17 protein-coding genes and 1 pseudogene are annotated in these 12,945 nt (G+C 60.1%); 8 read left to right on the plus strand and 10 right to left on the minus strand.

All coding sequences use genetic code 11. The annotated features are described in order from the left end of the window. Nucleotides 1-35: 35 nt before the first annotated feature. The 5 genes from C4J93_RS08800 to C4J93_RS08820 form a co-directional block, all read right to left on the minus strand. Nucleotides 36-431 (minus strand): response regulator, encoded by a 396-nt coding sequence (locus C4J93_RS08800; protein ID WP_124429108.1) that lies wholly within the window; start codon nt 429-431, stop codon nt 36-38. A 167-nt stretch (nt 432-598) separates the two neighbouring features. After that, nucleotides 599-1,930: a deoxyguanosinetriphosphate triphosphohydrolase gene (locus C4J93_RS08805; RefSeq protein ID WP_124429109.1), complete on the minus strand. Its 1,332-nt coding sequence runs from the start codon at nt 1,928-1,930 to the stop codon at nt 599-601. Between the two features lie 162 nt (nt 1,931-2,092). After that, a complete protein-coding gene (locus C4J93_RS08810) occupies nt 2,093-2,434 on the minus strand; it encodes a hypothetical protein (RefSeq protein ID WP_124429110.1) in 342 nt (113 codons plus the stop codon). Further along, nucleotides 2,431-2,820: a phage holin family protein gene (locus C4J93_RS08815; protein WP_124429111.1), complete on the minus strand. Its 390-nt coding sequence runs from the start codon at nt 2,818-2,820 to the stop codon at nt 2,431-2,433. Before C4J93_RS08815 ends, C4J93_RS08810 begins: the two co-directional genes overlap by 4 nt. A gap of 4 nt (nt 2,821-2,824) precedes the next feature. After that, nucleotides 2,825-3,139: a YqjD family protein gene (locus C4J93_RS08820; RefSeq protein ID WP_124361931.1), complete on the minus strand. Its 315-nt coding sequence runs from the start codon at nt 3,137-3,139 to the stop codon at nt 2,825-2,827. 345 nt (nt 3,140-3,484) lie between these two features. Between C4J93_RS08820 and C4J93_RS08825 the strand changes: the two genes are divergently transcribed. From C4J93_RS08825 to C4J93_RS08840, 4 genes are all read left to right on the plus strand, one after another. Further along, nucleotides 3,485-4,693 carry an ammonium transporter gene (locus C4J93_RS08825; protein WP_124429112.1) on the plus strand — a complete coding sequence of 403 codons (1,209 nt, stop codon included), beginning with the start codon at nt 3,485-3,487 and terminating at the stop codon, nt 4,691-4,693. A gap of 67 nt (nt 4,694-4,760) precedes the next feature. Next, complete coding sequence (locus C4J93_RS08830) at nt 4,761-4,997, plus strand: glutaredoxin family protein (RefSeq protein ID WP_124361933.1); 237 nt, start codon at nt 4,761-4,763, stop codon at nt 4,995-4,997. 75 nt (nt 4,998-5,072) lie between these two features. After that, nucleotides 5,073-5,408, plus strand: coding sequence for a transcriptional regulator (locus tag C4J93_RS08835; RefSeq protein WP_124370143.1), 336 nt, complete (start codon nt 5,073-5,075; stop codon nt 5,406-5,408). Between the two features lie 73 nt (nt 5,409-5,481). After that, nucleotides 5,482-6,372 (plus strand): pseudouridine synthase, encoded by an 891-nt coding sequence (locus C4J93_RS08840; protein WP_124429113.1) that lies wholly within the window; start codon nt 5,482-5,484, stop codon nt 6,370-6,372. Nucleotides 6,373-6,425: 53 nt separating this feature from the next. Here C4J93_RS08840 and C4J93_RS08845 read toward each other — a convergent pair whose 3' ends face one another. Together C4J93_RS08845 and mobA are read right to left on the minus strand one after the other, a co-directional pair. Further along, nucleotides 6,426-6,647: a YgdI/YgdR family lipoprotein gene (locus C4J93_RS08845; RefSeq protein ID WP_003189935.1), complete on the minus strand. Its 222-nt coding sequence runs from the start codon at nt 6,645-6,647 to the stop codon at nt 6,426-6,428. A gap of 79 nt (nt 6,648-6,726) precedes the next feature. Next, nucleotides 6,727-7,329 (minus strand): molybdenum cofactor guanylyltransferase MobA, encoded by a 603-nt coding sequence (gene mobA, locus C4J93_RS08850; protein ID WP_124429114.1) that lies wholly within the window; start codon nt 7,327-7,329, stop codon nt 6,727-6,729. 76 nt (nt 7,330-7,405) lie between these two features. On the opposite strand from mobA, the gene moaB reads away from it, so the two are divergent. Together moaB and glp are read left to right on the plus strand one after the other, a co-directional pair. Continuing rightward, the gene (gene moaB, locus C4J93_RS08855) at nt 7,406-7,945 is read left to right on the plus strand and encodes a molybdenum cofactor biosynthesis protein B (protein ID WP_048729884.1); all 540 of its coding nucleotides are present in this window, start codon (nt 7,406-7,408) and stop codon (nt 7,943-7,945) included. Continuing rightward, nucleotides 7,929-9,155: a gephyrin-like molybdotransferase Glp gene (gene glp, locus C4J93_RS08860; protein ID WP_124429115.1), complete on the plus strand. Its 1,227-nt coding sequence runs from the start codon at nt 7,929-7,931 to the stop codon at nt 9,153-9,155. The genes moaB and glp overlap by 17 nt, the downstream gene beginning before the upstream one ends. Nucleotides 9,156-9,405: 250 nt before the next feature. On the opposite strand, the pseudogene C4J93_RS27350 reads toward glp, so the two are convergent. Next, nucleotides 9,406-9,673: pseudogene (locus tag C4J93_RS27350) on the minus strand (short-chain dehydrogenase); the annotation flags it as partial. A gap of 201 nt (nt 9,674-9,874) precedes the next feature. Here C4J93_RS27350 and C4J93_RS08870 point away from each other — a divergent pair. Together C4J93_RS08870 and C4J93_RS08875 are read left to right on the plus strand one after the other, a co-directional pair. Continuing rightward, nucleotides 9,875-10,144, plus strand: coding sequence for a hypothetical protein (locus C4J93_RS08870; RefSeq protein WP_164485239.1), 270 nt, complete (start codon nt 9,875-9,877; stop codon nt 10,142-10,144). A gap of 168 nt (nt 10,145-10,312) precedes the next feature. Beyond that, nucleotides 10,313-10,561, plus strand: a complete 249-nt coding sequence (locus C4J93_RS08875; RefSeq protein WP_124366405.1) for a CsbD family protein — start codon at nt 10,313-10,315, stop codon at nt 10,559-10,561. Between the two features lie 289 nt (nt 10,562-10,850). On the opposite strand, the gene C4J93_RS08880 is transcribed toward C4J93_RS08875, so the two are convergent. Together C4J93_RS08880 and C4J93_RS08885 are read right to left on the minus strand one after the other, a co-directional pair. Next, nucleotides 10,851-11,180, minus strand: coding sequence for an EscU/YscU/HrcU family type III secretion system export apparatus switch protein (locus tag C4J93_RS08880; protein ID WP_124366406.1), 330 nt, complete (start codon nt 11,178-11,180; stop codon nt 10,851-10,853). Next, on the minus strand, nt 11,177-12,754 hold the full coding sequence (locus C4J93_RS08885; protein ID WP_124429118.1) for a flagellar hook-length control protein FliK: 1,578 nt from the start codon (nt 12,752-12,754) through the stop codon (nt 11,177-11,179). Before C4J93_RS08885 ends, C4J93_RS08880 begins: the two co-directional genes overlap by 4 nt. Nucleotides 12,755-12,945: the final 191 nt, after the last annotated feature.

Here is a 12,945-nt window from a genome sequence, read left to right on the forward strand (position 1 = left end):
GTTTTTCGCAATTACTAAGGTATAAATTCCTACACTTATAATGGCTGAGTTGAACTCATTAAACGCTCAAGTTCATCTTTATTTAACGGTTTTGATAAACAACCCAGAAGTGGCAGATTACGCTGCGCAGCTTGTGCGGTCAGTTTGAATAATTCCGTCGTTGGTAGCCCGCTCAATAGAATCGCTCGGGTAATAAACTGACCACGGCTGGCGATTTCTACCAACTCAAGTCCGGGCAGGTCGGGCAGGCATTGGTCGCATAACATCAAGTCGAAGGGGAATTCAGACTGGGTCATGGTGCGTATGGCCTGTTCGGCATTTTCGACGGGGGTGAGCTGGTGGAAGCCGAAGCTTCTAAGCAAGCATTGGGTGGCGAGGAGTTGAAAAGGGTGATCCTCCACCAAAAGAATACGAAGGGGATAGTTGGGCATAGAGAGTACACAGTGAGTCAAGCGTCGATGGGAGCGTAGGAACTGCTCGTCTTGTCTGCGATGGCGTGCGTGATTATTCCTCGGGAATATGTACGAATTCGATCAGGCCGCTCTGTTCCCATCGTAGGGCGATTCGTTTCAGGCAACAGAGCGAGTCGATCGAGTCGTTATTGAGGGTTGGAGCGCCCGGTCATCTCTCGAGCCATCTCGGTGGCATAGCTGTCGGTCATGCCGGCGATGAAGTCGATCATGCGCAGGAACGAGGCGTGCAACGGCCAGGCAGGGTCCGGCGCGCTGTTGCCCAGCAAGTCGAGAATGCGCCGGTGCTTGAACGACGGCGTACGCCCGCCGTGCTGCTCCAACGCCGCACCGCAAAAAGCGTTCAGCAGAATTTCCAGGGTGGTGTAGGCGCCGATTTCATGCAGGGTCTTGCGTTTGTCCTGGAAGATTTTCTTGCGCGCCATGTCTTTGGCATCCAGTACGCAACGCTTCGCCGGACCGTGCATATGCTCAACCAGGTCGCCAGGCAGGGTGCCGGCAAGCAGGGCGTCCTGTTGTTCGACGAATGCGCGCGCTGCGGCGTTGGTCAGGTGCTCGATGGCCTTGCCACGCAGGATCGCCAGCTTGCGCCGACGGGAATCCTGCGGGCCCAATTGTCGATACGTCTGCGGCAGGTCATCACCCACCAGGTCGAGCAGCAGTGACTCGACTTCGGCGTACTCCAGCAAGTCCATCTCCAGGCCATCTTCCAGGTCAATCAGCGCATAGCAGATGTCGTCGGCGGCCTCCATCAAGTACACCAATGGGTGGCGGGCCCAGCGTTGCTCCTCCAGTTGAGGCAGGCCGAGTTTATGCGCGATCTGTTCCAGAATCGGCAGCTCGCTCTGGTAGCAGCCGAACTTGTGTTTCTTATAGCCCAGCGAGTCCGCGTGGCGGGCAGTCCAGGGGTACTTGAGGTAAGTGCCCAAGGTGGCATAGGTCAGCCGCGTGCCACCGTCGAATTGATGATATTCAAGCTGGGTCAATACGCGGAAACCCTGAGCGTTGCCTTCAAAGTTGAGGAAGTCATTGCGCTCGGCGTTGCTCATGTCATCCAGCCAGCCGCGCCCGGCGGCCTGCTGGAACCAGTGGCGAATGGCGTCTTCGCCGGAGTGACCGAAGGGTGGATTGCCGATGTCATGGGCCAGGCAGGCCGATTGCACCACCATGCCCAAATCGCTTGGATCGCACCAGTCGGGCAGGGCGCCGCGCAATGTTTCACCGACGCGCATGCCAAGGGAGCGGCCCACACAGCTGACTTCCAGCGAGTGAGTCAGGCGCGTGTGGATATGGTCGTTGCTCGAAACCGGATGCACTTGGGTCTTGCGGCCCAGGCGACGGAAAGCGCCGGAAAAAATAATGCGATCATGGTCTTTGTGAAAAGGGCTGCGGCCCAGCTCTTCAGGGCTGTGCAGGGGCTTGCCAAGACGTTCGCGGGTCAGCAGGGTAGGCCAATCCAAGGCAGGTACTCTCCGTACGGTGAATGACACCTGCAGCTTCCCGTTTCCGCGCGGGCGGGGCAAGTGGAAATCTTCAGGTGGACAGCGGCAAACAACAGGCGCTGACCGCCGTTGCGCAGTTGCCCGGCGGTCAGGTTGTAGCGTGGAGCCAGCGAGCGGGGCTTATTTTCTGCGCGAAGCGCCCTGCATGGCCAGTTTGATCAGCGGGATCAACCCGGCCCCCAGCCGTATCAGGCGCGTCACGCTGCTGATACTGCCGCCCTTGGCGCCCTTGCCGGTAAAGAACCCCATCAGTGTCACCGCCGCCACGCCCCACAGCGGCGCGTGCTTGATGCCCAGGCTGTCTTGCCAGTTGTGACGCAGGTCGCGCACTTTGTGCAGTGGCGCCATCAATTGCTGGGACTCGTGACGGATTTCCTGACGGTGCATTTCCATGCGCAGGCGGATCAACGCCTTGCGCATCTCCCGACGGGACGAGTTTTGCGGGATTTCAGGCAAGCTCATGGCAACAGGCGCTCCCGGTCATTGGCCAATTCTTCGAGGGTGGAGTGGAAGGGCGTGGACTCATCGAACACTGCCGCTTTCAAACGTACCCCGCAGAATGCTGCGGCCAGGCTGTAAAACACGCACAGACAGATGATCCCGGTCAGGCGGTAGCCGGTGTCCCATACCAGGATCATCACCAACGTCGATAGGCCCACCAATAACAGCAGGGCAAACACCAAGGCCAAGCCGGCAAACAGCAGCAGGCTGACCGTGCGTGCCTTCTGTTCCTGTAACTCGATGCCAAACAGTTCGACATGGCTGTGCAGTAAGCCGAGCACGGCAGCGCCCAGGCGGCGGGAGGTGGTACCTGCGCCCTTAGACGAGCTGGATTCGTCGATAGCCATGATATTAACGCCTGGTAGCCAACAGACCGATCAAAAAGCCCACGCCCGCCGCAATGCCGACAGACTGCCATGGGTTGGCCTGCACGTAATCTTCGGTTGCGGTAATGGCCGCCTGCCCACGCTCGCGCAGGGAGTCTTCGGTCAATTGCAGGGTTTCGCGGGCCTTGAGCAGGCTTTCGTGAATCTTGGTGCGCAGCTCATCGGCCTGATCACCGGCCAGGATGGCAGTGTCGTCCAGCAACCTTTCGGTATCGCTGACCAGGGTCTGGAAATCCGCCATCAATATTTCTTGAGCAGTCTTTGCTGTTTTGCCGGCCATGGTTATCTCCGTGTGTGGCTGTTCTGTACGTGTGGTTTCGAGTCGCCGGGTTCGCCGAAGGTTCACTGCGATTGTGTGGTACAGCTTTTGCTTTGCCTTGGTGCGCATGCCCTGGGGCCTGCGCTGAATCCGGGCGGTCGAGGTGAAAACCTTGAAAAACCTTACCCTAATTAACTGAAACTCGCGCAAATACCCCGTCGGGGAGCGCCGGTTGTGTTGATCGCTGCGCTAAAGCAGTTCACGTCCTCTGAAGAAGGACGGCGGCTTTGGTGCCAATTTGGTGCGAGCAACCCCGGCTTGAACCGCTTTGGTGCTGTTTGCCTTGCCGCAGGCCTGCCAACCTCCATGGAAAATCTGCAAAGTGCGGTGGACACCCTTGTCCACAGCTCCAATACCCTGTTCATCCTGATCGGCGCGGTCATGGTCCTGGCCATGCACGCCGGTTTCGCCTTTCTGGAAGTCGGTACGGTGCGCCAGAAGAATCAGGTCAACGCGTTGTCGAAAATCCTCAGCGACTTCGCGATCTCCACCCTGGCTTACTTCTTTATAGGCTATTGGATCTCCTATGGGGTCAGCTTCATGCAGCCGGCGGCGGTGATCAGCGCGGATCATGGCTACGGCCTGGTGAAATTTTTCTTCCTGCTGACCTTTGCCGCCGCGATCCCGGCGATCATATCCGGGGGAATTGCCGAGCGCGCGAAGTTCGCGCCGCAGTTGTGCGCGACGGCATTGATCGTGGCGTTCGTCTACCCGTTCTTCGAAGGCATGGTGTGGAACGGCAACTTCGGCCTGCAAGCCTGGCTGCTCGCGACCTTTGGCGCCAGCTTCCATGACTTCGCCGGGTCCGTGGTGGTCCATGCCATGGGCGGCTGGCTGGCGTTGGCAGCGGTGCTGTTGCTCGGCCCGCGCAACGGACGTTACCGCGACGGGCGCCTGGTGGCGTTTGCTCCTTCGAGCATTCCGTTCCTGGCGCTGGGCTCGTGGATCCTGATCGTGGGCTGGTTCGGTTTTAACGTGATGAGCGCGCAAACCCTCAATGGCGTCAGCGGCCTGGTGGCAGTCAACTCGTTGATGGCAATGGTCGGCGGCACCGTCGCCGCGCTGGTGATCGGCCGCAATGACCCCGGCTTCCTGCACAACGGCCCGCTGGCCGGGCTGGTGGCGATTTGTGCCGGTTCCGACCTGATGCACCCGGTGGGCGCGTTGGTCACCGGCGTGGTCGCGGGGGGCTTGTTCGTCTGGTGTTTCATGGCGGCCCAGGACCGTTGGAAAATCGATGACGTGCTGGGCGTATGGCCACTGCATGGCCTGTGTGGGGTATGGGGTGGCATTGCCTGCGGCATCTTCGGGCAGACGGCGCTGGGTGGGTTGGGCGGTGTGAGCCTGGTCAGTCAGTTGATCGGCACCGCCCTCGGCGTCGCCGTGGCGCTGGGCGGCGGCCTGCTGGTGTACGGTGTGATCAAGCGCGTGTGCGGGCTGCGCCTGAGCCAGGAAGAAGAGTATTACGGGGCGGACTTGTCGATCCACAAGATCGGCGCTATCAGCCAGGATTGATCGGCGCGCCGGTTGCCCAATGTTGGGTTTAGAATGGTGGCGTGTTTTCCATTCGAGTTGATTTGCCATGCTTCCTGAATGCCAGTTGTTCGGCACCCTGGGTTGCCATCTGTGTGAAATTGCCGAAGCCGAAATCATGCCGCTCGTCGAACACGGGTTGCTCGTGGAGCTGGTGGATATCACTGATCCCGACGACTTGACCGAGGTCTACGGCCTGCGGATTCCGGTGCTCAGACGGGTGGACACCGGGGCTGAACTGGATTGGCCGTTCGACACTGACCAAGTGGTTGCTTTCCTGCGCTGACGTTTTAGACCATGGCGGGTTTCCCAATATTACGTTACTGTATGTTTGTACAGCGATTGAATAGAGGGAACGCCCGTGGTGAATGTCGAACAACTGAAAAGCAGCGTCAATCGCATGTCCGCCGACGTCGTGCGCGATGCGGTGAGCGAGCTGCGCCTCGATGGCCTGGTCACGGAAGGCAAGACGCCCTTCAACAAAGTGCATTTCAATACCTGCTTTGCAGAAATCGAGGCGCTGTTCCAGCGTGCCGGTTATCACAAGCAGTTGGACGTGGTGGGTTACCAGGGCTTGCTCTACGCCCTGTACGATCCGGGCCGTTGGGAGGCCGTAGACGTGCTGCGCTGGCTCAAGGAGTTTACCGACGCGGCGAGCGCTTCGAAGGTTTTGCGCACGCAATTGGTCAAGGCCTGAGATCTCTCCTAGGCTCAATCCCGCGCCATGCGGGATAATGCCCGCCTGTTTATTCCAGGCTTTGAGCATCTGCATGTCCACTTCCGGTTTTTCCCCGTCACAGCACCAAGCCAGCACCTTATACCTGCCGCCTGGCCCGTGGGCGACGGTGCTCGATTGCCTGTGCGATCATTTCCCGGCAATCGCCCGTGAACACTGGCTGGACCGCATTGCTCGTGGCCGGGTGCTGGATATCAACGGTCGCTCCATTCGCCTGGACCTGGCGTACAAGGAAGGCCTGTGCATTTATTACTTTCGCGAAGTGCCCAACGAGAAAGTGATCCCGGTACAGGAAACTATCCTGTACGCCGATGAACACTTGGTGGTGGCCGACAAACCGCATTTTCTGCCGGTGACCCCCGCCGGCGAATACGTCGAACAAACGCTGCTGCGCCGTTTGATCCGGCGTCTGGACAATCCCGCCCTGGTGCCCCTGCACCGCATCGACCGGCATACCGCAGGGCTGGTGCTGTTCTCGGCCAATCCCGATAGCCGCGCGGCCTATCAGCAGCTGTTTCCCACGCGGCGCATCGATAAATTCTACGAAGCCATTGCCCCCGCCTTACCTGATCTGGCCTTTCCCCTGGTGCACAAAAGCCGGTTGGTGGACGGCGAACCGTTCTTCCGCATGCAGGAAGGCCCCGGTGCCAGCAATACCGAAACGGCGGTGGAAGTGCGCGAGAAACACGGCGATTTATGGCGCTATGGCCTGTTCCCGGTCACCGGCAAGAAGCACCAGTTGCGCGTCCACATGACTGCGCTCGGGGCGAGCATCTGCAATGACCCGTTCTATCCCAACGTGATCAGGGACGCGGTGGACGACTACGCCAACCCGCTCAAGTTGCTGGCCCAGGGCGTACGTTTCATCGACCCGGTCAGCGGCCAGCAACGCACCTTTCGCAGCGAAATCACCCTGGACTGGTAAACGCCAGAAACGACAAGGCCCGCGCGAGGCGGGCCTTGTGTGCAAGCGCTGGCTTACAGGTCTTTAACGGTACGAACCTGATCTTTGTTGATACGGGTGTGTTTGCCGTCCAACTGTTCGAATTCGTAGAAGCCCGAATCTTCATCGTATTTCGGGGTGTCGACGGCCTGGATTTCGCGACCGTCATTCAGGGTGATCACTGTTGGCGAAGCGCAACCGGCGAGGGTGGCGAGGCCCAGTGCAAGCATGAGAGCGGCGATGGTCCGTTGAGTCATGAGTGTGTCTCCGAGAGAATACTTTTGAAATGCTGACCTTGTGACGTGTGCAACGCCGGCAAAGTTCCTGATGCAAGGCTCATTCTGACACGCCAGCCTGTGGGTGCAACAGCTCGGGGGTATTAAGATTGGCCAGGCGCGGGTCATCGGTGGCGCATTCGAGCGCCACGCCACCCAGTTGCAGGAAAATTTTCCGCGGGCTGCGTTCGCCCGCTTGCCAGGCTCGTTCCACTTGTTCTTTCAGGGCGGTGGGGAGGATGCAGAGCAAGGGTTCCCAGAACTCGCCGTGGCGAATCATCACCGGAACCTGCGGGTTGCAGTGCGCTGTGGCACGCAAGTCGGCCAGCAGTCGCGCATCGATGCGCGGCACATCGCAGGGCAGGATCAGCAGATGCCCATGGCGTGCGGCGAACAGTCCCCCGCGGATGCCGGCAAGTGGCCCGGCAAAGTCCGGGCTGTCATCGCTCACCAGTTGGTCGGCATAGGGCGCATACCGCGCGTGGTTGCGATTGCACGAGATGATCAGGTCGTCCGTCAGCGGCCGCGCCAGGCGTTGCAGGTGCGCAATCAAGGGCTCGCCGCGCCATTCCAGCAGCCCCTTGTCCTGGCCGCCCATGCGTTGGCCACGCCCACCGGCCAACAATAAAATCGAGCAAGGCAGGGGTGAAGATTCAACAGACATGGCGGTTCCGCTGCGGCATGGAAATAGGGGCCTGTGATATAACATCGGGCTGTTCCTTCGACAACCGGACCGTGCCATGAACGCCAAGGCCGATGCGCCCTTCGTACCTCTGAATATCGCTGTATTGACCGTCAGCGACACCCGTACCCTGGACACCGACACGTCGGGCCAGGTCTTCGTCGACCGCCTCACCGCCGCCGGCCACACCCTGGCCGAACGGGTGCTGCTCAAGGATGACCTCTACAAAATTCGCGCCCAGGTTGCCCATTGGATCGCCGAGGACGTGGTGCAGGTCGTGCTGATCACCGGCGGCACCGGCTTCACTGGCCGCGACAGCACGCCCGAAGCGGTGAGCTGCCTGTTGGACAAGCAGGTCGATGGTTTCGGCGAGCTGTTTCGCCAGATATCCGTAGCCGACATCGGCACGTCCACGGTTCAGTCCCGCGCCTTGGCCGGCCTGGCCAATGGCACCCTGGTGTGCTGCCTGCCGGGTTCCACCAATGCGGTGCGCACCGGTTGGGACGGCATCCTGGCGGAACAGCTGGATAACCGTCATCGGCCGTGCAACTTCGTCCCCCACCTGAAACAGGCCGAGCCTTGTGAATCGCGTGGATAAGCCCGGCAAGTCCGGCGCCTTGATGCCGGTGGAAGTGGCCTTGCAGCGTTTGTTGGACATGGCTGACGCGTCGCCGATCCGCGAGCACGAAAGCCTGCGCCTGGCCGAGTGCGATGGCCGCGTATTAGCGCAAGATCTGGTCTCCACCCTCGACCTGCCGCCCTGGCCCAACAGCGCCATGGACGGCTACGCCCTGCGCGTGGCGGACTGGGCCGGCGAACCCTTGGCGGTCAGCCAACGCATTTTCGCCGGCAATGCGCCAGAGCCTCTGGCGGCCGGCACCTGCGCGCGCATCTTTACCGGCGCGCCGGTGCCCCAGGGTGCTGACTGCGTGGAAATGCAGGAAAACGCGACCCTTCACGGCGATGAGCGCGTGAGTTTCAGCGAGCCGCTGCACGCGGGCCAGAACATCCGCCCACAAGGCCAGGAAACCACGGTCGGCGAGTTGGTGTTGCCCGCGGGCACGCGCCTGGGCCCGATCGAGTTGGGCCTGGCCGCTTCGCTTGGGCGCGATCACCTGAACGTGGTGCGCCGGGTGCGGGTGGCCGTGCTGTCGACCGGCGATGAGCTGATCGAGCCCGGTTTGCCGCTGGGGCCAGGCCAGATCTACAACAGCAACCGCCGCGTGCTGTGCAGTTGGCTGACGCGAATGGGCTGTGAAGTGATCGATGCCGGCATCTTGCCGGACGATCTGCAACAGACGCGTACGCGATTGGCCGGCGTGGGCAGCGTCGACTTGATCCTGTCCACCGGCGGTGTATCCGTGGGCGAGGCGGATTTCCTCGGTATTGCCTTGCGTGAAGAGGGCGAGCTGGCGCTGTGGAAATTGGCGATCAAACCGGGCAAGCCGCTGACCTTCGGGCATTTTCGTGGCGTGCCGGTGATCGGCCTGCCGGGTAACCCCGCGTCGACCCTGGTGACGTTCGCCCTGTTGGCACGGCCTTACCTGCTGCGCCGCCAAGGTGTGCAAGATGTTGCGCCGCTACGTTTCAAAGTGCCGGTGGGGTTCGTGTGGCCCAAGCCAGGCAACCGCCGTGAGTATCTGCGCGGGCGTATCGAGCAGGGCCAGGCGGTCATCTACGGCAACCAGAGCTCCGGCGTGTTGCGCAGTGCAGCGTGGGCGCAAGGGTTGGTGGAAGTGCTGGAAGGGACGACCTTGGCGGTAGGCGATCAGGTCAATTTCATTCCACTCAGTGAAGTCCTGGATTGATTTCGCCTACTCAATGTGGGCCATCGTAAAGGCCTGGACTCCATCTACTGCAGATGGAACCCAGGCAACGGCTCACATTATCTTCGCAGTTCACGTTTTTCGCGTTTCTGTCGAGCGAGTGCAAACGCAATAACGCCGAATGCCAAAGCGGTGACACCTGCAATGAGCAGTGGACGATCTCTCCAGCCGCCTTCGATCTTTCTCGTTGATTTCGGGTCGGGCTGTTCCAGCGGTGCGTGAAAGCGAACTTCCTTCAACTTGAGGCGCGCGCCGTCATTGAGCGTCAACGTCAGGTCTTCGATAACGCCAGCGACCCGCCCAGGAAACACCGGGTCTCCCAGCGCGTCGAGTTCGTCGTACAGGAATTTCTGACCTTCAAGCCATCCCACGGCAGTCATAAGCTCGGGGCCCAAGTAGTATTTTCCATCGAGAAAAAACCCCGGGAAATGATGAGTGCGCTCCTGGCTCTCGATTAAATACCGTTCCCCTGGCTTCATGCCGGTTGCTGAGTCGATCATGGTCACATCCTCCATTCACTGGTTAAGCGATAGAGGGAGCGTCTAATTGATCGTTCAATCGAAGTGACCGGGCGCCCGACAATCCAATTGGTCAGCCTGTCGACGCAGCAAAAATTTGAACCGCCCGTGAACGCGCTTACCTAACGAATAGCTTGTGACGAATCGCACAGGCAATTTGCCAATATCGGCATATTCCGAGAGGTGGGCAACGTGGCTAAAGACGAGAAGAAAAGCAAAGGTGAAGGTTCGAAAGCCAGCAAGGAATTGAAAGACAAAAAGTCTTCACCCGCAAAAAAATCCGCAGCGGCATCGGCTCTTTCAAAATCTTCGGAAAAGAAAGACAAGAAAAAAGATGCCGAACCCAAGAAGTCCGTGAAAAAAGCTGACAGCAAGCCAGAAAAGGCGAAGAAGTCAGAGAAGACAGAGAAGAAGTCAGAGAAAGCAGACAAGCCGGCGAAAAAGAAAAAGTGATACCCGCTAGGGCCTCGCGCCCTAGCTTTTCCAAGCTCGGGGCCTTCGAATCCTGAGGTTCATCAACTTTGAACTAATTGTGACGCCTATTCCCCTAACGCTGTGCAGATAACCCCTGGCTTGGGTCGATCCTGAGCTGATCAATGACACGCAAAGGTGTGGTGAATCATGAAGAGTGAACAGGCAGAAGGTGTTGCACAAAAACTCGCCGGCAAGGCACAAAGTGCGGTCGGGAAGTTGTTGGGTGATTCGAAGATCGAAGCAGAAGGTGTTGGACGACAAGCTGCCGGTCAGCTGACTCAGACCTATGGCGACGCGCTGGACAGCGTATCTACGTTCGTTAAAGAAAAACCAGTCGCCGCGCTCGCGATTGGTGCGGTGGCCCTGCTGGTGCTGGACCGTCTGCTGCGCCGCTGAGGTTTATTGGCTTGGTCGATAGCGCAGGTTCAGCACCACATCAGGTGACTGATACGCCGCTATCGGGGGCAAGCCCCAATGCCAGTCAGTTAAGAAGTAGAAAGGGTAAAAAGTAACCTGTGGCGAGGGAGCTTGCTCCCGCTGGACTGCGCAGCAGTCCCATTTCTGGGGCCGCTTCGCGGCCCAGCGGGAGCAAGCTCCCTCGCCACAGGTACAGTGTTCGCCCTTAACTGACTGGCATTGGGGCAAGCCCCCTCCCATATTTGAATCGGTGTTGGCCTGGCTTTATTCAGTAGTCGTCGCCACGTTCCGTCACATCCCGCTCCACCGGCCCCGCGTCGGGGTCATAGCCCACCGGGAACTTGCCCTTCAAGGTCCAGGCAAACGCGATGATTTCGGCGATCGTGCGGTACAACTCCTCCGGAATGCTGTCCCCCAGTTCCATGCGCGCCAGCAGTTTCACCAATTCGGCGTTTTCATAGATAGGCACTTCATTTTCCCGCGCCAGCTTGAGGATCGCTTCAGCCAGGGCCTCATCGCCCTTGGCGGTCAGGGTGGGGGCTTGCTGGCCATCGTACTTGAGGGCGATCGCCTGACGGGGAGGTGAGGGGTTCTTCATGCGGTCTCATCCACCCAGCGTTGTTCCAGTCCGGTTTTGGGCCCGCGCGGCGGGGTGCCGAGGTGGCAATCCAGATCGCCTACGTTAAGCCCGGATGCCACCAGGCGTTCGCGCAGGCTGCCCAGGTGGTTTTCGATCAGGCTGGCGGTAAAGGGCCGTGTCGCCCATAACTGGCTTGAGAGTTTGCCCTGAGTCAGTTGCGCCTGCACCTGCAACGGCCCCAACGGCTCCATATCGAACGCCAGTTCCACGCGCCAGAGCATCTGCTTGGGGTCTTTGCGCTCTTTGCGGTCGGGCTGCTCTTTATCTGCGGGCGGCTCCTCGCGCTGGAATTTCACCTGCAGCGGTACGATGTCCTGCAGGTTGCGCATGGGGATTTCCAGTTGCCAGGTGGTTTGCAGGCGGCCATCGGCGGTGGTGCCGGTCTGTTCCAGGCTTGACAGTTGGTGGCTTTGTAAGCGGGCGATCGCCCCGGCGGCCAGGCGCAAGAGGTTTTCCAGGTCGCCTTCGCCTTCCAGTTTGGCCATCAGCCGCTCCGGCAGTGGGAAACTTGCGGGCGTCTGACGCGCACTGACCTGACCGAGGGTGCCCAACGGGCTGCGCACAAAATTGGGCAATACCTGGGCCAGGGTATTGGCGGCGAGGATGGCATTCAGATTGGTGCTGGCGGGCAGGGCAGGCAGTAGGTCCGCGACCAGGCGCAGCAGCGCGCCCTTCATGTCCAACGGTGGTATTTGTGGATTCTGCCCGGCAAGCAGCTTGGCCTCCAGAAAGGCCCCGCTGTTCTGCACCAGTTGCGCCAGCACCTTGGGATTGCTGACTTGCGCCAGATCAGGCAGCGCCGCCAGTAAACGCTCGGCCGCCCCACGCAGGTCGGCGGAGGTGCTGTCGCCACGGGGCAGGTTTTGCAGGGCCGTAAACACCGCATCCAGCGAGCCTTGGCGACTTTGCTGGGTCGAGAGTTGCTGCGCGACCGCCAATTGGTCCTTCATGCCGCTCAAGGGCACGAAGTTCAGGGTTTGCGCGTCCTGCACCACCGCGCTGAGCAGGCTGCCAACCCGTAACGGCTGCGGGCTTTCCACGGTGAGGGTGGCAGTGGTCATGGCGCTATTGAGCACGCTTACCAGCGAGCGATAGACCGCTGGCTGCGCGCTGCCCTGGGGCAGCAGCTGGGTGGTCAGCACCTTGGCTTGCAGCAGCGTGCCTACCGGCATTTGGGCGGTGTCGATGCGGGTGAGGGCGGCGACATTGGCGCTCAACGCCTGCTGCAGCGAGAGGGTCAGGTTGCCCGCTTGCGTCTGGCCCACGGCCACGTTACTGCCCAACGGTAACGGCTGGGTGCTGCTGGCTTGCACCAGGGTCTGGCGACCGCCATCGAGGGTTAACTTCAACAGCAGCTGAAAAGCTTCGCCGCCTTGTTTAAGCGCGATCACCTCGGCGTTGACGGTTTTTCCGGGCGCGATCAAGCCGGTCTGCGGCTCCAGCAGCTTGAGCAGTTCGCCGGCCGCAGGCAGCGGGGCGGGGCCTGAAGTCGCGGTTGGCGGCAGGGTAGGAAGGTTGATCTCACCGGTCATCGTGCGCATCGTCTCTGGGGAAATTGCCCTCTTTAGAGTAGGGCATCGCATGTATAATGCCGCCCGTCTGCAAAGAGAGCGGTAAAAACCTCACAACTATTTGATCCAGCTCTCTAAAATCGGTCGCCAAAGCCGTTATTGTGCATTTCTCTATAACGGCCGCTGCACCGCCGACTTGAACCGTAAAGGCC

It is taken from the genome of Pseudomonas sp. R2-37-08W, assembly GCF_003851705.1.
Taxonomy (GTDB): domain Bacteria; phylum Pseudomonadota; class Gammaproteobacteria; order Pseudomonadales; family Pseudomonadaceae; genus Aquipseudomonas.